The sequence below is a fragment of the Williamsia muralis NBRC 105860 genome, assembly GCF_001598915.1.
In the GTDB taxonomy this organism is placed as follows: domain Bacteria; phylum Actinomycetota; class Actinomycetes; order Mycobacteriales; family Mycobacteriaceae; genus Williamsia; species Williamsia muralis.
Map to the genome: position 1 here is coordinate 296,601 of NZ_BDAP01000004.1, position 17,979 is coordinate 314,579.

Annotated in this window: 18 protein-coding genes; 3 read left to right on the forward strand and 15 right to left on the reverse strand. The window is 65.1% G+C overall.

What is annotated here, in order from left to right; all coding sequences use genetic code 11:
• Positions 1–38: 38 nt before the first annotated feature.
• From WIMU1_RS16890 to WIMU1_RS16905, 4 genes are read right to left on the reverse strand one after another with little or no spacing between them, the layout of a single operon-like run.
• Complete coding sequence (locus tag WIMU1_RS16890) at positions 39–614, reverse strand: hypothetical protein (protein WP_062798930.1); 576 nt, start codon at positions 612–614, stop codon at positions 39–41.
• Positions 611–1,186, reverse strand: a complete 576-nt coding sequence (locus WIMU1_RS16895; protein ID WP_147431370.1) for a hypothetical protein — start codon at positions 1,184–1,186, stop codon at positions 611–613. Before WIMU1_RS16895 ends, WIMU1_RS16890 begins: the two co-directional genes overlap by 4 nt.
• A gap of 59 nt (positions 1,187–1,245) precedes the next feature.
• Positions 1,246–1,740: a hypothetical protein gene (locus WIMU1_RS16900; RefSeq protein WP_062798933.1), complete on the reverse strand. Its 495-nt coding sequence runs from the start codon at positions 1,738–1,740 to the stop codon at positions 1,246–1,248.
• A complete protein-coding gene (locus WIMU1_RS16905) occupies positions 1,737–2,384 on the reverse strand; it encodes an Rv1363c family protein (RefSeq protein WP_062798934.1) in 648 nt (215 codons plus the stop codon). The genes WIMU1_RS16900 and WIMU1_RS16905 overlap by 4 nt, the downstream gene beginning before the upstream one ends.
• A gap of 185 nt (positions 2,385–2,569) precedes the next feature.
• Between WIMU1_RS16905 and WIMU1_RS16910 the strand changes: the two genes are divergently transcribed.
• Together WIMU1_RS16910 and WIMU1_RS16915 are read left to right on the forward strand one after the other, a co-directional pair.
• Complete coding sequence (locus WIMU1_RS16910; RefSeq protein WP_062798935.1) at positions 2,570–3,442, forward strand: universal stress protein; 873 nt, start codon at positions 2,570–2,572, stop codon at positions 3,440–3,442.
• A gap of 10 nt (positions 3,443–3,452) precedes the next feature.
• Positions 3,453–4,913: an amino acid permease gene (locus WIMU1_RS16915; RefSeq protein WP_084248334.1), complete on the forward strand. Its 1,461-nt coding sequence runs from the start codon at positions 3,453–3,455 to the stop codon at positions 4,911–4,913.
• A gap of 328 nt (positions 4,914–5,241) precedes the next feature.
• Here WIMU1_RS16915 and WIMU1_RS16920 read toward each other — a convergent pair whose 3' ends face one another.
• From WIMU1_RS16920 to WIMU1_RS16945, 6 genes are all read right to left on the reverse strand, one after another.
• Positions 5,242–6,867 carry an AMP-binding protein gene (locus WIMU1_RS16920; RefSeq protein ID WP_062798936.1) on the reverse strand — a complete coding sequence of 542 codons (1,626 nt, stop codon included), beginning with the start codon at positions 6,865–6,867 and terminating at the stop codon, positions 5,242–5,244.
• An 8-nt stretch (positions 6,868–6,875) separates the two neighbouring features.
• A complete protein-coding gene (locus tag WIMU1_RS16925; protein ID WP_023956124.1) occupies positions 6,876–7,502 on the reverse strand; it encodes a TetR/AcrR family transcriptional regulator in 627 nt (208 codons plus the stop codon).
• Positions 7,502–8,839, reverse strand: coding sequence for a cytochrome P450 (locus tag WIMU1_RS16930; RefSeq protein ID WP_062798937.1), 1,338 nt, complete (start codon positions 8,837–8,839; stop codon positions 7,502–7,504). Before WIMU1_RS16930 ends, WIMU1_RS16925 begins: the two co-directional genes overlap by 1 nt.
• A gap of 77 nt (positions 8,840–8,916) precedes the next feature.
• Complete coding sequence (locus WIMU1_RS16935) at positions 8,917–9,888, reverse strand: o-succinylbenzoate synthase (protein ID WP_062799226.1); 972 nt, start codon at positions 9,886–9,888, stop codon at positions 8,917–8,919.
• Between the two features lie 7 nt (positions 9,889–9,895).
• On the reverse strand, positions 9,896–10,492 hold the full coding sequence (locus WIMU1_RS16940; protein WP_023956130.1) for a TetR/AcrR family transcriptional regulator: 597 nt from the start codon (positions 10,490–10,492) through the stop codon (positions 9,896–9,898).
• Complete coding sequence (locus WIMU1_RS16945) at positions 10,493–12,262, reverse strand: N-acyl-D-amino-acid deacylase family protein (protein ID WP_062799227.1); 1,770 nt, start codon at positions 12,260–12,262, stop codon at positions 10,493–10,495.
• A gap of 254 nt (positions 12,263–12,516) precedes the next feature.
• Here WIMU1_RS16945 and WIMU1_RS16950 point away from each other — a divergent pair, with 254 nt between their 5' ends.
• Positions 12,517–12,945, forward strand: coding sequence for a helix-turn-helix domain-containing protein (locus tag WIMU1_RS16950; protein WP_084248336.1), 429 nt, complete (start codon positions 12,517–12,519; stop codon positions 12,943–12,945).
• Positions 12,946–12,970: 25 nt separating this feature from the next.
• On the opposite strand, the gene WIMU1_RS16955 is transcribed toward WIMU1_RS16950, so the two are convergent.
• The 5 genes from WIMU1_RS16955 to tuf all read right to left on the reverse strand — a co-directional run bounded on the left by WIMU1_RS16955 (position 12,971) and on the right by tuf (position 17,948).
• Positions 12,971–13,567, reverse strand: coding sequence for a ClpP family protease (locus WIMU1_RS16955; protein ID WP_062798938.1), 597 nt, complete (start codon positions 13,565–13,567; stop codon positions 12,971–12,973).
• Complete coding sequence (locus tag WIMU1_RS16960; RefSeq protein WP_062798940.1) at positions 13,564–14,181, reverse strand: ClpP family protease; 618 nt, start codon at positions 14,179–14,181, stop codon at positions 13,564–13,566. Before WIMU1_RS16960 ends, WIMU1_RS16955 begins: the two co-directional genes overlap by 4 nt.
• 96 nt (positions 14,182–14,277) lie before the next feature.
• Positions 14,278–15,195: an SHOCT domain-containing protein gene (locus WIMU1_RS16965; protein WP_147431369.1), complete on the reverse strand. Its 918-nt coding sequence runs from the start codon at positions 15,193–15,195 to the stop codon at positions 14,278–14,280.
• A gap of 76 nt (positions 15,196–15,271) precedes the next feature.
• Positions 15,272–16,609, reverse strand: a complete 1,338-nt coding sequence (locus tag WIMU1_RS16970; protein WP_062798944.1) for a cytochrome P450 — start codon at positions 16,607–16,609, stop codon at positions 15,272–15,274.
• A gap of 148 nt (positions 16,610–16,757) precedes the next feature.
• A complete protein-coding gene (gene tuf, locus WIMU1_RS16975) occupies positions 16,758–17,948 on the reverse strand; it encodes an elongation factor Tu (protein WP_023956142.1) in 1,191 nt (396 codons plus the stop codon).
• Positions 17,949–17,979 lie beyond the last annotated feature (31 nt).

A 17,979-nucleotide genomic window follows, 5' to 3' on the forward strand; every position in this document is an offset into this window, starting at 1 on the left:
CACATCCTGGATACGGCCTGCACATTGATTTGACATCTTCAGCCCGGTCCCACCGGTTGCAGCCCGGCGAGCAGCCAATTGCCGTCGACCTTACGCATGTCGGCCCACCGCGAGACAGCCACCACCTGCTGAGCGGGGTCGGCGGTCGGCACGGTGATGTCCTGGTTGACGAACACCAGTACCCGGGCGCTGTCGGAGTCCATCCGGTTCACCGCCGTCGCCATCACCTGGGCAGACATCTGGGCACCGAGGTCCACGGCCGCCGGCAGTACCACCGCAGGCCCTCTACTACGGAAATCGAGGAGCAGCCTGCCGGTGAGCCGCGGTCCGACCATTTGTTGCTGATCGGCGAGCGTTTGCGGAGTGAACGTCATCAACGCACTGACCGCGTCCGACGTGGCGGCTTGAACCTCGCGTCGCTGCCCCTCGCGTTCGTCACCTCGCGTCTGCGGGCCGATGAACCCCACCACGGCGATGGTGACGAGCACGAGGAGGGCGATGCCCAGAATCGCCACGACCGTTTTCCGTCGCCGCCCCCGATGCTCGCGGCGAGACGCCGGCGGGGTGTGGCGGGGCCCGGTCATGTCGCGCTCAGGCGGGTCGTGCTCTGTCATTGCAGCTGTGTCCGATCAATCTTCCAGCGACCGTCGTCGGCCTTCATGGTGACCACCAGAGCCACCCGACTCTGTCCCGCACCGGCACCGAGCAGCGCCGGGTTCGTGCCCTCGGCAACCACATACACACGGGCGGTGTCGTCGTCGACGTCACCGGTGATGCCTGCGGCGAGCACCTGGCCGGTACTGGGTGCCTCGAGTTGACCGACGAGTTCGAGTACCTGGGGCCGTGCGTCCACGAGCCGCTGATGTTGTTCACCGGATGTCACGGCGAGCGCCTCATCGAGGAATCGTTGAGGTTCGGCGGGATCGATGGTCAGCAGGGTCGCGATCGCCGATCGGGTGTCGTCGAGGACTGCGGAGTCGCGGGCACGGTCCTGCTCGGCGGCACGGTGCTGCACGGCGAGAACGATTGCTGCGATCAGCAATACGACAGCGACGGCGGCCGCGCACCCGCCTGCGAGAGCGAGCCGGCCACGGCGTCGTCGGTCTCGCGCGGCGTATGCGGGCGCCGCTGCAGACCGAGCGCTGCGGGCGGTCGCCCGCGCGTCCGCGACACGCTCGCGCGCCAAACGCAGCCTATTGGAGCCCCCGCCAGTCTCCTCCCCACTGCCGGCTGTGGTCCGCGCGCTCACAGCACCTCGTCCGCCCTGGCGAGTTTCCAGTCGCCGCCGACCTTCTCCAGCCGAACGTCGAGTGCCTTGACGTACCTTGCCGGTTCCGTGCCCGTGCGTGTCTGGGCCACCTCGGCCGACACCACGAGCTCGGCATGATCGGTACCGACGTCGGAGATCCCGGTCTCGATCGGTGTCCAGCTCACCGAGTAGTCGGGCACCGCCGCCGGATCGAGTGACGTCGCATATTGCTCGGCGAACTCATCGGTCACCAGTGAGCGCGCCCGTTCACGGTCCTGCGCATAGGTGTCGGTTGCGAACGAGAACACCTGAGCCACCAGCGGTCCGGCCTGTTGCTGCGCCTGGCTGCGATTGGCGGCGAGCAGGTCGTCGTCGCCGTCGACCTGCCAGGCCCAGGTGAGAGCACCGGCGCACAGGACCATCACGAGCACCGCGGCCACCAGCCCGCCCCAGACAAGGGTGGGCGAACCGCGCTTCGCACCAACGCTCACGGGAAGAACTCCAGGTCCGAGATCTTCAGGGACCCGTCCTCGGGAACCACGTCCACCTGGATGCGGAACCGCCGATCGTCCGGTCCGCCGCCCGGCTCGGTGTTGGCGGGATCGTCGGTGACCTCGGTACGGGTGGCGATCGCAGCCGTGACCAGCAGAGTCGCCCGCTCGCCCGATCGCGACGAGATACCCACGCCGTCAACGGTTCCCGCCGCCTGGGCGCCGATCTGCTGAACAAACCTCGTATACGCATCGGCGGATTGGGCGAACTCGTCCCGGAACGTCCCCGTGGACCCGGCGAGAATCTTCCGGCTGCGTCCGGCGGCATCGTCGGCAGCCGGAGTCAGCAGCAGCTCGACGCGTTCACGCGCGGCCCGTTGGTAGTCGGCATCACTGAACCCGCTGTCGGCGGTGACGTATCCGTACCCGCCGGCGACAGCTGCCACGGCCGCCAACGCGACCGCAGCGACGAGAATCCGGAACCACACCGGCGATCGAATCGGGTCACGCTCGCCGAGTTCCACCTCCAACGCGGCCAAGGCCGACTCCGCCGCGCGTAGATCTGCCCGTGCAGCACGGTCCTTCGCGATGAGGGCACGCTCTTCCGCCGGAGTGGCGGACAGCAGTGCGCGGGCGTTGAGCACCGGTTCATCCTAGAGACCCGGCCGCCGTGCGGGTCCTGCTTCTGGCGGCAGGTCGCGTGTCGGTCGGCAAGAACGGCCCGCCCGACATTCCGACAGGGTGCGCCGGGGTCGGTTACATTCCTTGCGGGGGTGAACGTGGAGATCATCGGAAGAGGCGGACGTATGAACCCAGCACGGCCCCTGCAGTGACCGTTGTCGTCGGATATCAGCCCGGGCGCGGAGGCGATGAGGCGATCGAGCTCGGGTCCGGCCTGGCCGATGCGCTCGGCACCGGCCTGGTATTGGTGATCGCCACCCCCAAGCCGTGGAGGACGCCATCGATGGCCCGGGTCGATGCCGAGTTCGCCGAGTACGCACAGCGTTACGGCGACGACGCCGAGGCCGCCGCCCGAACTCACCTGCGGACCCGCGCACCGGGCACCGGCGTGAGCTTTCGCCGCGTCAGTGAAGGCTCGGTGTCCAAGTCACTGCATGTGGCGCTCGACGAGCTGGACGCGGACGTCCTCGTGCTCGGAACCACCCACGGCGACGACGGCGGCCGAATGTCGCTCGGTGCCACCACCAGTCGCCTCATGCACTCCAGCTCCGTACCGCTTGCGCTCGCTCCGAGGGGTTACCGTTGCACCGCGATCACCGGTGTCACCTGCGCGTACTCCGGCGACTCACGCGGCGAAGACGTGGTCGTCTCGGCACGTGATCTCGCCGGGCGACTGTCCGTCCCGCTACGCGTGGCGACGTTCGGGGTTCGGCCGGCGGACATGTTCCCGCCCGAGGTCGGATTCGATGCCGAACGCGGCGTCATGCAGGCATGGCGCGAGCAGATGGCGGCCTCAATGCAAGAGTTGGTGCACCGCAACGTGATCGACAACAGCGTCCAGACGTTGGTGAGCACCGGCGACAACTGGGACGCGGCTTTCGACGGCATCGAATGGCCGCAAGGTGAGATCCTCACCATCGGTACGACCCCTCGCGACTCCGTCAAACGCGTATTCCTCGGGTCGACGGCGGCGAAGATCATCGCTGCCGCGACCGTTCCCACCATCATCTTCCCCGGCTGAGGTACCCACCATGGATGTCAACAAGAACCCGGCCTCCGCCGGCGAAGCACCACTGACCATCTCCACCCTGTTCCGCCGAAAACCCGTTCCCACCGGTTACCTCGTGGAAGCGGACACCGGCCTCAAACGCACCATCACCACCACACAGCTGGCGTGCTTCGGTATCGGATCCACCGTCGGTACCGGCATCTTCTTCGTGATGAGCGAAGCGGTGCCCGATGCCGGGCCGTCCGTGGTGATCTCATTCCTCATCGCCGGCATCGCCGCCGGTCTCGCGGTGATCTGCTACGCCGAGATGGCGTCGGCGGTGCCGGTGTCGGGGTCGACGTATTCCTACGCGTACGCCACGCTCGGCGAGGTCGTCGCGATGGCTGTCGCGGGTTGTCTGCTGCTCGAGTACGGGGTGGCGACCGCCGCGGTCGCCGTCGGTTGGAGTCAGTACCTCAACGCACTCCTCGGGTACATCCACCTACCAGCGATCCCACATGCGCTCAGCGCGGCACCGTGGGACGAGAACCCCGGTGTGGTCAATCTGCCCGCGATCATCCTGGTGGCCCTCTGCGCGGTTCTGCTCATCCGGGGAGCCAGCGAGTCCGCCCGCGCCAACGCGATCATGGTGGCCATCAAGCTGTCGGTGCTGGCCCTGTTCGCAGCGGTCGCATTCTCCGCCTTCAACACCGACAACATGAGCCCGTTTTTCCTCAACGGCGCCAACGGCGTGACCGCCGCAGCAGGCGTCATCTTCTTCTCGTTCATCGGACTCGACGCCGTGTCCACGGCAGGCGAAGAGGTGAAGGACCCGCAGCGCACCATGCCCCGGGCACTGATGGCCGCATTGATCACCGTCATCGTTGTGTACGTGTTGGTCGCGCTCGCCGCAGTCGGCGCCCAGCAGGCAGACAAGTTCAAGGGGCAGGAAGCCGGCCTGGCCCAGATCCTCGAGGACGTGACCGGGTCGACCTGGCCGTCCATCGTGTTGTCGGCGGGTGCCGTCATCTCCATCTTCTCGGTCACCCTGGTCACCTTGTACGGACAGACCCGCATCCTGTTCGCGATGGGCCGCGACGGCATGCTGCCGAAGTTTTTCACGCGGGTGAACGCCACAACGTTGACGCCGGTGAACAACACGGTTGTGGTGGCCGTCGTCGTGGCCCTGATGGCCGGCTTCATCCCCTTGGATTACCTGATCGACATGGTGTCGATCGGCACCCTCACCGCATTCACCGTCGTCAGTCTCGGCGTGATCATCCTGCGCCGCCGCGAGCCGAATCTGGAAAGGCCGTTCAAGGTCCCGTTCTATCCCGTCACCCCTGTCCTGGCCATCGCGGCGTGCATGTACATCCTGTGGGGACTGCACTGGTACACCTTCGTCTTCTTCGGACTATGGGTGTCGGTGGTGATCTGCTACTACCTCGCCTACGGGCGTAAGCACTCCAGGCTGAACGTGACCTCTGATCCGCTGGGTGGGTGACGACTGCTGAGGCAGTCTAGGCGTGGGAGCGGGTTTGGGGCGCTCGGGAGACTCGCGAACGCTCGGTCTGCGGAGCGAGCAACGACGAGAATCGCACACAGAGCCGCGGGTCGGCTCGGGAAACTCGCAAACGCTCGGACTACAGACCGAGCAACGGCTAGGACACAGAGCGGGGCCGCTAGCCGGCTCACCAAACCCGTGAACGCTCGGTCTGCAGGACGAGCAACGACCAGGACACCGAGCGAAGTAGTTCGCCGGCTCGGGAAACCTGCGAACGCTCGGACTACAGACCGAGCAACGGCGAGAACACCGAGCGGGGCCTAACGACCTACGCCGTGTTGTGCTCCTGTGCCAGCGCGTCGAGTGTGGTTTTTGTGACCTTGCCTTGTGCGCCACGCGGCAGGTCGGGAACCACGATGACGTCGCGAGGAACTCGCGACCGCGACAGCTCGGTACCGATGTAGGTCTTCACGTCGGCGGCTGCCACGTCGGCACCGTCTCGGGGCACCACAAATGCCCGGAGTCGTTGGCCGAAGTCCTGATCGGGGACGGCAACAACAGCGGCGTCGACGATGTCGGGATGCTTGCCGAGCGCCAGTTCCACCTCTTCGGGGAAGACGTTCTCGCCGCCGGAGATGATCATCCCGTCACTGCGGCCCTCGACGAACAGCCTGCCCGCGGCATCGAGACGTCCGGTGTCCCCGGTGTTCAACATCCCGTGCAGTGTCTCTTTGCTCGTGCCGTTGGTGTACTTGCTGATCTGGCTGCCCGACCGCACGAAGATCTGTCCGGACTCCCCCGTCGGTACCCGAGCACCGTCTCGGATGATGGCCACCTCGACACCCAGCGGTGGGCGCCCGGCGGTGGTGGGTTCGGCCGCGAGATCGTCAGGGGTCGCAATGGTGACGTACGAAGCCTCGGTCGCGCCGTAGAGATTGTGCAGCACCGGTCCGAACCGCTCGGCGACGGCAAGCACCAGGGATGAATCGAGTTTGGCGCCGCCGGAAGCGATCATCCTGAGCCGGCCGTGGTCGATGCGACGGAGCTGTTCCTCGTCGAGATCCATGAACCGGCGCAGCATGGTGGGGACCACCATCATTGCGGTGCAACGGTGTTCGACCAGGAGACTCAGCGACTCCGGTGCCCGGAACCGCCGGTCCATCACCACGGTGGCGCCGGTCAGCAGGCACACCATCGTGGCAAGCAGGCCCCAGCCGTGGAAGGCCGGCGCCGACATCAGCACGGTGTCGGAGCCGCGGATCTGGATTTTGGAGACGAACCCGGCCGGCAACGACATCGACACGGCGCCGTCGCGCGGCGCGCCCTTCGGTGCTCCGGTGCTGCCGCTCGTGAGGATCACGAGCGACGACTGGTGCTGCGGCGCCCGCGGCAGTTCGGTCGAGCTCGACGAGATCAGGTGGTCGAGTGTTTCGGGTCCAGGCTCACCCTCAGCCTGGTCGGTCCAGGCGACGTACCGGCGGACACCTTGGTCGACCAATTCGAGGACGCCGGCGAACTCCGCGTCGTGCAGGATCACGTCGGCCTTCTCGCGAGCGGTCACCTCCGCCATCTGTTTGGCGCCGAGATCGGTGTTCAGCAGCACCACACGTGCACCGAGTCCGATGCCGGAGAGCAAACCGATCACCGCGAAGCGACTGTTGCGGCACATCACTCCCACGGTGGGACGGTCCTGACCTGGCAGGACCTCACCTAGGCCGTTCATCACCGCGTTGCACATCGCGGCCAGTTCGCTGTACGTCACCGGTCCCTGCGGGTCGATCAGCGCAACCCGACTGCCGTGGATGGCCGCATAGATCGCGGGTCCCGCGGCTTCCCCTGCCGCACGACGCAGCCTGGCGACCTGCGGCAGTTGACGAACACCCGGCATCGCGCCGGCGCGCCTCAGTTCCCGTACCGCTGCCAACTCGGTACGCACATGGTTCAGCTTCGACACGCGACGCCTCACCACACCATCGTCGCGAGATAGCGCTGCGCGTAGTCGCGGACCGCTTCCGGCTCCGATCTGCTCTCATCCATCGCCGGGGTATCGAGGTACGAGATCACCAGCCGGACAAGGATCTCGGTGACCGCGTGCAGATCCTCATCGGGCATCTTCGCGCCCGCCGCCCGCAACGTCTTCATGATCCGTCCGGTCACGATCTCGATGAACAGACCGGTCACCGAGTTGGTGATGCCCTTGAGTGCGTCGCGTTCGTCGACCATCATGCGGCGGATCAACGGGTCGTTGTTCACCAGCTGCGCACCGGCCAAGAACGCCTCGACGACCGCTTCCTGCGGTCCGTGGCCGACAGTGGCCTGCTCGAGCAACATCATTCCGTCGAGGTAGATGCGTTCGGCCACGCCGAGCAGCAGCGCCTCCTTGTTCGGGAACCGCCGATAGAGGGTGCTGCGGCTGACCCCCGCGCGCTTGGCGACATCGTCGACGCCGGTACGGCGAATGCCGTTGTCCTCGAACTCGCCTCGCGCCGCCTCGAGGATTGCGTCTTCTTGCTCGCGCGGCGATGCGGTGTTGCGCACCTTGCGCGACGATGATGCCCGTTCTTCGGTGGGACTCGACGACCGCGCCATCACACGCGCCGCATGGTGACTGGCAGCTTGTCCTTGGGCACCGGGAGCGAGCTGAAATCCATCGGCATCGTGTACTCCTGCGGCACCGACCATTCGAAACCGCGTAACAACTGGTGCATGATCGTCCGGACTTCCATCTGCCCAAAATACAACCCGATGCACTTGTGCACGCCACCGCCGAAGGGCATCCAGGCCATCCGGTGCTTCTTGTCCTCGGCGCGCTCCTTGGTGAACCGCTCGGGATCGAAGACGAACGGGTTGGACCAGTACTCCGCGTCGTAGTGGTTGGTCAGCGCTGGAACCGACACGATCGAACCCTTGGGCACATAGTGCCCGAGTACCTCGGTGTCCTTGATCGCCATCCGCGGCTGCCCGGGAACCGGAGCGCACATGCGCAGCGACTCCTTCATGATCAGGTCGAGATCGGTCAGCTTGGCCAGGTCGTCGTAGCCGAGCTCGGCGCCGAGTTCCATGGACTGCGCACGGGCACGGTCCTGCCACTCGGGCGACTTGGCCATGCGGTAAGCCATCTGACTCATCGTCATGGTGGAGGTGTCGTGGGCGGCCATCATCACGAAAATCATGTGGTTGACCACGTCTTCGTCGGTGAACCGATGGCCCTCCTCGCTCTCGGCGTGGCACAGCACCGAGAACAGGTCGGGCGACTCCCCCGCCCGCTTGGCGGCGATGTGGCTCATGAAGAACTCTTCGAGGACTTTGCGTGACCGCAGCCCCTTCCACCAGCGACCACCAGGGACCGGCCGACGAACCAGCGCGACACCTGCGCGGACCGTGTCGATGAACGCCTTGTTGACGCGGTCGGCTTCCTCTTTGGGCAGTTCCAGACCCATGAAGACCTCGAGTGCCACGTCCAGGGTGAGGGCCTTGAACTCGCTGAACAGTTTGACGTCGCCGACGGGGAACTGCTTGATGCGCTCGACGATCATCGGCTGCATCTCTTGCATGTATCCCTTAAGCACGGGCTGGGTGAAAGCCTGCTGGAGGATCAGCCGATGGTGGCGGTGCTCTTCGAAGTCGAGCAGCATCACACCGCGATTGAAGAACGGGCCGATGAAAAAGCTCCAGGCCGGACCGTTTGCGAACGCCTTGTCCTTGTTCATCAGGATCTGATCGGCCGCTTCGGGTCCACGGCAGGTGACCAGCTTCTGCCCGAAGGCGTTCATGAAGGAGACACGACCGAATGCCGCCTGCTGAGCGTCGCTGAAGGCGAACGGGTCCCGGCGCATCTTCAGGATCTGGATCGCCCCGTTGGTGTCCGAACCCTCGATCGACTTCAGACCGCTGCCCGATGGGGCCTCCGCCAGGATGACCGACATTGCTGAACCTCCGCTGTTGGAACGATTTCGCAAAATTGTATCTTCTGGCGACGTCCAGGCACAGCCGGTTGCGGTTTTCAGTTGTCGGCGAGTATCGCCAGGCAGCGGCGCAGACGCTCCAGCCACCAGTCCCGTCTGTCCTCACCGGCCAGGGGCAGCGCAGTGGGATCGATGTCGACCAGACGGGGACTGAGCGAACCCATCTCCGGCACAAAGGGCTCGGCGACGTCGGTGACGAACAGTCCACCGGTGCCGAGGCCGCAGGCAGGGGGTTCGGCAGGCAACGCGACCGCGGTGGCCACACCGGCGGAGATGCCGACTGCGGAATCGAGGGCGCTGGAGATGACCACCGGTACCGGAATCCGGCCGGCGAGATCGAGCACCCGCCGCATGCCGCCGAGCGGCGCCACCTTCAGGACGGCGATGTCGGCGGCCTCGGCGGCGATGACCTTGAGAGGGTCACTGGCGCGCCGAATGCTCTCATCGGCCGCGATCGGGGTGTCGACGGCGGCCCGGACGGCAGCGAGTTCGTCGATGGTGGCGCAGGGCTGCTCCGCGTACTGCAGCTCACCGAGCGCGCGGATCGCTGTGATCGCTTGCTGCACAGTCCATTTACCGTTCGCGTCCACCCGGACATAGTCGATGCGGGACCGGACGGCCTCCACGCGTGCGACGTCGTCGTCGAGCGTCTGACCCTCCTGCGCCACCTTGACCTTGGCCGTGTGCGCCCCTGGATATCGGGCCAACACTTCGTCCACCTGGTCGGCCGGGATCGCCGGAACGGTGGCGTTGACCGCAACCGAGTCCCTCACCGCGGATGGCGGTCCGAGGTAGGCGGCTTCGATACCCGCAGCAAGCCAGGCGGCCGATTCGGCGTCGTCGTATTCGACGAAGGCACCGAACTCACCCCATCCGGCCGGGCCCCGGAACAGCATCACCTCACGAGTGGTGATGTCGCGGAACCGCATGCGCATGGGCAGGGCAACCACCACGGCCGACTCCGCGATCTCCTCGTAAGGCGGGACCGGAGACGCGGAGGGGATCGTCATGAACGATTCACCGATCTGCCGCACCGGCCAGCCAGCCGAGTACCAGTTCGAGCCTCTGCTGCTCCAATTCTGGCTGCGGATTGACCGCCGCCGCAACGGCTTCCCCGTCGAAGAGATGGACGATGGTCAGCGCCACGAGTTCGACCTGCCCGTCGGGCAATCCCTGCACGGCGGGTACCGTCCGCGCGAACTGAGCTATCTGATCGTGGTACTCGGCAAGCATGGGGGCGAGCCGATCCCGGAGCCCCGCGTCGGTCCGCGCGGCGATCAGTAGTTCGTACCAGGCACCGTTGATGGGCGCCCGGCACGCTTGCCGGACGAGCACGAGGCAGTCCGCCAAGGTACCGGTTCCCAGCAGCGCCAGACTCTGCGAAAAAGCCTCGAACTGTCTGGCACGCACGGAATCGGCGGCCGCGATCACCAGGTCCAGCCGGGTCGGGAAATGGCGGAACAGCCCACCCTGGGACACTCCGCTACGCGTACAGATCTCACTGATGGTGCTGCGTTGGTATCCCAGCTCGCACAGCGACTCCACACACGCATCCACCAGCCGCGCCATCGTGGCTGTCCGGCGCTGCTCCTGGGTGCGGCGTGCCTCTCCCATCTACGCGGTCGACCTCTCGCGTACCGTCCCACGCGCGGCTCCTGCGCGCAGGAACTGGCCGGCCTGCACCGTTGTGCCGAAACCCGGTGCGAAGTTGCCGCGACCGTAGAGATACTGGCCGCCGACCACGGTCGCAGACACCGCGTCGTCATTGCGATTGACCATGCGCTTGATCCCCCCGAATTCGGTCATGGTTGCTTCAGCGTATTCCTTGGTCTGGTCGGTCAGTCCCGCCGGGTCGACGACCACGAAATCGGCGCGGTCCCCCTCACGCAGGAATCCGGCGTCGAGACCGTAGAATTCCCCGAGTTCACCGGTGAGTTTGTGCACCGCTTCTTCGATGGTGAGAAATGGTGTGCGCGAGCCGTGTTCGGCTTCTTTCACACGTTGCAGCAAACGGATCCCGTAGTTGTAGAACGCCATGTTGCGCAGATGCGCACCGGCGTCAGAGAAGCCGATGGTCACGCCGTTCTGCTTGATCAACCAGTCGGCGATCTCCGGACGGTCATTGGTGATCACGGTGCGCCAGCGGAACTTCGTGCCGTAGTCCACCACGAGGTCGAGGAACATGTCGGTGCTGTGGACCCCGCGTTCGCGGGCCACCTCTTCCACCGTCTTACCGATCATGGATTCGTCGGGGCACTCGGTGATCTCGGCATCGTCGAAGTCGCGGTGCCAGATCCGTGAGCTGAACTTCGTCTCGAAGTCCTTGCGGAACCATCGCCGATACTCGGGATCGGCCAGCAGGTCGTTACGGCCCATCTCCTCGCGCAGGTGCAGTGCCGCACGGCCCGAACCGAACTCCTCGAACACCACGAGATCGATGCCGTCGCTGTACACCTGGAAGGGCACCGGCAGGTGCTGCCAGCGCAGGGCGCCCCGACCCCAGTTGTTGGCCACTGTCGCGATCGGTCCGAAGATGCGCCGCACCCACCGGTCCGACTTCGCGTCGGCGGCCGCGAGGACCGAGGTCTTGAGGGGCTTGCGGCCGAGCCCGGTGCTCCCGGCGAGGAAGAAGAGGATGTCGTATTTGGTGTTCAGGTTGGGGATGGTCTGCAAGACCCGATCACGTTGCCGCAGCACCTTGTTGATCTTGCGGCGCTCGCTCCAGTGGGCATAGGTCGAGGGCAGTGACCGCGACCGGTAGCGGTCGCCGTCCAGCTTGTCCCAGGGGTTGGTCATCCCCGACACCCCGAGGAATCCCGCGTCGAGCGCGTCGTTGACCGCCTCGAGCATGGCGTCCATCTCGGCGCGACTCGGTGTGTGCGACCGATCGGTGGAGCGACCGAGCCCCATCACGGCGGTCCGGATGTCGGAATGACCGAGGAAGGCCGCGATGTTCGGGCCCAGCGGCAAATCGTCGATCGCCTCGACGTAGGACGCAGGATCGGTCCACGTCTTCCCGCCTTCGAGCGCCTTGATGACGTGATCGCGCGGCAGAGCCTCGACCCGACTGAACAGGTCCGCGGCGTCGACCGGGGTCGTGTACACGGTGGACAGCGAACAGTTGCCGATGATCGCGGTGGTGATGCCGTGGCGCACCGACTCACCCAGACCCGGTGCCACCAGCACCTCGGCGTCGTAATGGGTGTGCACGTCGATGAATCCTGGCATCACCCACTGACCGGCAGCGTCGATCAGCTGGGTGTCGGGCCCGGCAGGCAGAGGTGTGGCGGAGACGGAGACGACCCTGCCGTTCCGGATTCCGAGGTCGCGGCGCAGACCTGGCTGACCGGTGCCGTCGAACCAGGTGCCCCCGCGGACAACCATGTCGTACGGGGCATCGCCGCCTCCCGTATGTCCGTTGCCGTCGACCGGTGCCGTGGTGTCCGCCTGCAGACTCATGTGTGACCTCCATCACTCGCTACAGCAACGATAACATAGAGAGTGCCCACTCGCGAACTAATTCGCGGTTCTCCCTTCCCACACGGCGCCTTGCCTGCGACCGGGCCGAGACAGACCGCTCCTTCTGCTCTGAGCAGATTCGCGGTGCACCGGTCCGCCCGTCGATCTACGTTCGGTAGATGGGCCGCAGTCTCACCATCACCGACACCACGTCCGCCGATCTCCGAGCCCGTTCACGGCCTCGCGAACAACCGCAGGAACCCGAGCCGCTCTGGCGCGACGTCCTCGGGACGTACCTGCGTGATGTCCGCGGGGAGCAGGGCCGGATTCTCACCGGGGTTGCCGCCGAAGCCGGTGTCTCACCCCAATATCTGTCCGAGATCGAGCGCGGACGCAAAGAGCCGTCGTCGGAGATCCTCTCCGCTGTCGCCGGCGCCCTCGGCCTCACACTGCTCGACATCACCAAAGGCGTCGCCGCGATCATCGAGCGGGCCGCACACGATGCAGCCGGCCAGGTCATCGCGGTAGGCGGACTCCCCCGCAACTCGTCCTCGGTATCGCGACCGGCCTCATCCTCGGGCCGCGCTCACCTGCGTCTGGCATCCTGACCTGGCCGTCGGCCATCCGTAGAGGTCACCGCATCGGCCGGTACTCCAGGACCTGGTCGGCCAACCCGTATTCGACGGCGGCCGCCGCGGGCAGGATGAGCTCACGGTCGGTGTCGTGACGGAGGGCGTCGAGGTTCTTACCCGTGTGCCGCGCCAGCAGTTCCTCGAGTTCGGCACGTACGCGAACCACCTCGTCGGCGTGGATGATCAGGTCGGGAATCGACCCTTGACCCTGAATCGACGGCTGGTGCAACACCACTCGGCCGTGCCGGAGGATGGATCGTTGTCCGGCCGCACCTCCGGCGAGCAGGACCGCCGCGGGACCACCGGCCTGACCGACGCAGGTCGTCGCGACGTCGGGCCGGATGAACTGCATCGTGTCGTACACGGCGAGCATCGCGGCCGGCGATCCGCCGGGTGAGTTGATATAAAGGTTGATCGGCATCTCCGAGCTGTCGGACTCCAGATGCAGCAACTGCGCGATCAGTACGTTGGCCACCCCGTCGTCGATCTCGGTGCCCAGGTAGACGATCCGCTCGGAGAGAAGTCGGCTGTAGACGTCCATCGAACGCTCCCCCGCTGCGGTCTTCTCCACGACGTACGGCACCGTGTACGTGCTCATCGGACGCCTCCCAGTGCAACCGGGCGGGCCGACGCCGGATAGATGTCCGCGACACCGTCGGCGATGCGATCCACGAATCCGTACTCGACTGCCTGTTCCGCCGTGTACCACCGGTCCCGTAACGAGTCGTTCCAGATCTTCTCGGCGGGCTGTCCGGTGTGCTCGGCGATCAGCGCAAGCACCGTGTCGCGGGTGTGCCGCAAATCGTCGGCCTGCAACTCGACGTCGACCGCGGTTCCGCCGATGCCGGACGAACCCTGGTGCATCAAGATCCGGGAATGCGTCAGCGCATGACGTTTGCCCGGCGTCCCCGCCGACAACAGGAATTGGCCGGCGCTGGCCGCGATTCCGAGGGCAAGGGTGCTGACGTCGTTCGGAATGGCCCGCATGACGTCCATGATCGCGAGCATCGCCGGCACCGAGCCCCCAGGCGAGTTGATCCAGAAGCTGATGTCTTTGCGTGAATCTTCGGCCGACAGCAAGAGCAACTGGCTGCACAGCCTGTTGCCGAGCTTCTGGTCGAGCTGATCGCCGAGCACGATCACCCGTTGGTGGAAGAGCCGCGTCTGCAATTCGTCGTCGATGATGGCCGGAGGTGTGTAGTTGTCACTCATGACCCCACTGTGAACCCAGCCCGAGGCATGCGAAAGATGTTGCTGCCCAGGGCAGATCAGCCCTGAGCGGTTCTGCCGACGGCAGCAACGCAAACGTCAGAAGTCGTTGAGAATCCTGGTACGTACCGCGCGGTACTCCTCGAGGCTGATGGTGCCCGCCGCACGCATCGACTCGAGTTCGGCCAGCCGCTGGCCAGGTGTGCGTGGTGGACCGGGCGGCGCGGTCGGTGGGTGTGTGAACGAAGCCGCGGCCGGCTTGCTCATGTCCGGACGCTCCGATGTCGGCCGGTCCGGCGGCCCCTGCTGGGCGAACCCATCCGGACGCCCGTGACGTCGCGCGATGTCCATCACCTGCTCACGCACAACCGGATTCGACCGCAGGTCCACCCTGCCTCCGAACGGGATGTTGTTCTCGGCGAAGACCCTCATGATCTCGATCAGGGCATCACTCTTGCCGGACAGATCGAACTCCTCGCCGGTTTCGGTGTCGGTGAACCGCGCGGGCGACGTCCCGGCCAGCAGTGCTGTGCGCTGCCAGTCGATGTCGAACTCACCCGAGTAGGTGTCGACGAGCACCGCAACCCTCTGCGACCGCAACGCCGGCAAGAACATGAACGGCACCACCACGCGTTTGGTCGCCTCGAACGGGGCGATGCCGTCGCCGGAGATGGCCAGCGAGATCTTCATCATCGGCTGTCCGTTGATGCGCACGTTGGTCTGGTCCACCGAGCGCACCTCGCCGATGCCGAACCTGCCGTTCTGTTCCAGGTTGTACCGTTTGCGTCGGCGACGGTAGAGCGACTGTGCGACAAAGTATCCGATGACCACGTCTGCGACCGTGATCCCCAGACCTGCGTAGAACATCCAGCCGGTGAGCGGGTCGTCGATCAGGAAATACGCAACCAGGAAGATCGGACCGACGATTCCGCAGAGCAACGTGAACAGCAGGATCGGCACGAACGTCCGTAGGAAACTCGGTTCGCGGTTGCTATCACCCTGTCCGAAAAAGCTCATGCTGTGGCACCCTCACCCCGCCGGCCCGGGCGCGGTTCTCGGCCCAACTGTCACCGGCTGTCGAGGTGAATAGATATCACAACCGACGCAGCGTGACCGGGAAACTGTCCTTGGGGATCGGCAACGACGCATAGTTCATCGGGATCTCATAGTTGTCGGGCACCGACCACTCGAAGTTGCGCAACAGCTGATGCATGATCGTCTTGACCTCCATCTGGCCGAAGTACAACCCGATGCACTTGTGCACGCCGCCGCCGAACGGGCTCCACGCCATGCGATGGACCTTGTCCTCGGCCCGCTCCTTGCTGAAGCGTTCGGGGTCGAAGGTCCACGGGTCTTTCCAGTATTCGGGGTCGAGGTGGTTGATCATGCTGGGCACCGTCACCATGGTCCCCTTGGGAAGGTAATAGCCCTGGATCTCGGTGTCCTGCACGGTCATCCGGGGATGCGCCGGGACCGGGGTGCACATCCGCAGCGACTCCTTCATGATGAGGTCGAGGTCGGTCAGCGCGGCGAGGTCGTCGTAGCTCAGTTCCGAACCCAGCTCGCGCGACTGCTCGCGGGCGCGCACCTGCCACTGCGGCGACTTGGCCATGCGGTAGCACATCTGGGTCATCGTGATGGTGGAGGTGTCATGGGCGGCCATCAGCACGAAGATCATGTGATTGACGACGTCCTCGTCGGTGAAGCTGTGTCCCTCATCGCTTTCGGCGTGACAGAGCACGGAGAAGAGGTCGGGCGTCTCGGTCGCCCGCTTGGCGGGGATGTGCTTGTAGAAGAACTCCTCGAGGATCTTGCGTGAGCGGAGACCTTTCCACCACCGGGTACCGGGGACCGGTTTACGGATCACCGCGACGCCTGCCTGCACGGTCTCCAGGAAGGCTTTGTTCAGTCGGTCCGCCTCGGCTTTCGGCAGTTCCATCCCGAGGAACACCTCGAGGGCGACGTCGAGGGTCAATGCCTTGAACTCGTGGAACAACAGCACCTTTCCCGTGGGGAATTGGGCGACCCGGTCACGGATGATCGGCTGCATCGCGTCCATGTATCCGCGCAACACCTTGGCGTTGAACGCCTGCTGCAGGATGAGCCGATGGTGACGGTGCTCGTCGAAGTCGAGCAGCATGACGCCCCGGTTGAAGAACGGCCCGATGAGGTAGGTCCACGCCGGCCCGTTCGCGAAGGCCTTCTTCTTGTTCATCAGGATCTCGTCGCAGGCGTCGGGGCCCGAAGCGATGACGATCTTCTGCCCGAATGCGTTGATACCCGAGACCCGCCCGTACTTGGCGTGGCGTTCGTCCGACTGCTTGAACGGGTCGTGGCGCATGGCCAGGACCTCCATGACGCCGTTACGCGTCGAGAAAGGGACCTCTTTGAGGCCACTCCCGGAAGGGATCTGCGAGAACTTGGTGGGCATACGTCGACCTCCGAAGAAACGAATTTCTATAACCGTATCTTTGGCGGAGTTACTTGTAAACCACGTCACACGTATCCATCGGCCCCGGCACACAAAAACGCCCGACCCCAGATGGGGTCGGGCGCTTTTGCGTTTGTTCTGTTACTGCTTACTTGTTGATCTTCGTGACGCGACCGGCACCGACGGTGCGGCCACCTTCACGGATCGCGAAGCGCAGGCCCTCGTCCATGGCGACCGGCTGGATCAGCTTGACGGACATCTCGGTGTTGTCACCGGGCATGACCATCTCGGTGCCCTCGGGCAGGGTCACAACGCCCGTCACGTCAGTTGTACGGAAGTAGAACTGGGGACGGTAGTTGTTGAAGAACGGGGTGTGCCGTCCGCCTTCGTCCTTGGACAGGATGTAGGCCTGTCCTTCGAACTCGGTGTGCGGGGTGGTGGTGCCCGGCTTGATGACAACCTGTCCACGCTCGACGTCTTCGCGCTTCAGACCACGCAGCAGCAGACCGGCGTTGTCGCCCGCCTGTGCCGAGTCGAGGAGCTTGTGGAACATCTCGATACCGGTGACGGTGGTCTTGGTGCTCTTCTCGCGGATGCCGACGATGTCGACTTCCTCGTTCACCTTGACCTCGCCACGCTCCACACGACCGGTGACGACGGTGCCACGACCGGTGATCGTGAACACGTCCTCCACAGGCATGAGGAAGGGCTTCTCGGTCTCACGAACCGGCTCCGGGATGCTCTCGTCGACAGCGTCCATGAGCTCTTCGACGGTCTTGACCCACTCGGGGTCGCCTTCGAGTGCCTTCAGGGCCGAAACCTTGATGACCGGAGCGTCTTCGTCGAAGTCCTGTGCAGCGAGGAGCTCGCGCACCTCCATCTCGACCAGCTCGATGATCTCGTCGTCATCAACCATGTCGGCCTTGTTCAGCGCGACCAGGATGTAAGGCACGCCGACCTGACGCGCGAGCAGCACGTGCTCGCGGGTCTGCGGCATCGGGCCGTCGGTGGCGGCGACCACGAGGATGGCGCCGTCCATCTGGGCTGCACCGGTGATCATGTTCTTGATGTAGTCCGCGTGACCAGGAGCATCGACGTGGGCGTAGTGACGCTTCTCCGTCTGGTACTCAACATGCGAGATGTTGATCGTGATACCACGAGCCTTCTCTTCCGGAGCCTTGTCGATCTGATCGAACGCAAAGCTCGCGTTGAGATCCGGGAACTTGTCGTGCAACACCTTGGTGATGGCCGCCGTCAGCGTGGTCTTGCCGTGGTCGACGTGACCGATGGTGCCGATGTTCACGTGCGGCTTGGTCCGCTCGAACTTCGCCTTCGCCACTTGATTGTCCTCCTGGACTTGTTGTCGTGAA

What these genes read in the sequence shown, in the direction of transcription:
- WIMU1_RS16970 (WP_062798944.1), bottom strand. Translation starts at nt 16,609, where the DNA reads ATGCCCACCAAGTTCTCGCAGATCCCTTCCGGGAGTGGCCTCAAAGAG.
- WIMU1_RS16960 (WP_062798940.1), bottom strand. Translation starts at nt 14,181, where the DNA reads ATGAGTGACAACTACACACCTCCGGCCATCATCGACGACGAATTGCAG.
- WIMU1_RS16890 (WP_062798930.1), bottom strand. Translation starts at nt 614, where the DNA reads ATGACAGAGCACGACCCGCCTGAGCGCGACATGACCGGGCCCCGCCAC.
- WIMU1_RS16915 (WP_084248334.1), top strand. Translation starts at nt 3,453, where the DNA reads ATGGATGTCAACAAGAACCCGGCCTCCGCCGGCGAAGCACCACTGACC.
- WIMU1_RS16925 (WP_023956124.1), bottom strand. Translation starts at nt 7,502, where the DNA reads ATGGCGCGGTCGTCGAGTCCCACCGAAGAACGGGCATCATCGTCGCGC.
- WIMU1_RS16945 (WP_062799227.1), bottom strand. Translation starts at nt 12,262, where the DNA reads ATGGTTGTCCGCGGGGGCACCTGGTTCGACGGCACCGGTCAGCCAGGT.
- WIMU1_RS16950 (WP_084248336.1), top strand. Translation starts at nt 12,517, where the DNA reads ATGGGCCGCAGTCTCACCATCACCGACACCACGTCCGCCGATCTCCGA.
- WIMU1_RS16965 (WP_147431369.1), bottom strand. Translation starts at nt 15,195, where the DNA reads ATGAGCTTTTTCGGACAGGGTGATAGCAACCGCGAACCGAGTTTCCTA.
- WIMU1_RS16930 (WP_062798937.1), bottom strand. Translation starts at nt 8,839, where the DNA reads ATGTCGGTCATCCTGGCGGAGGCCCCATCGGGCAGCGGTCTGAAGTCG.
- WIMU1_RS16955 (WP_062798938.1), bottom strand. Translation starts at nt 13,567, where the DNA reads ATGAGCACGTACACGGTGCCGTACGTCGTGGAGAAGACCGCAGCGGGG.
- WIMU1_RS16935 (WP_062799226.1), bottom strand. Translation starts at nt 9,888, where the DNA reads ATGACGATCCCCTCCGCGTCTCCGGTCCCGCCTTACGAGGAGATCGCG.
- WIMU1_RS16940 (WP_023956130.1), bottom strand. Translation starts at nt 10,492, where the DNA reads ATGGGAGAGGCACGCCGCACCCAGGAGCAGCGCCGGACAGCCACGATG.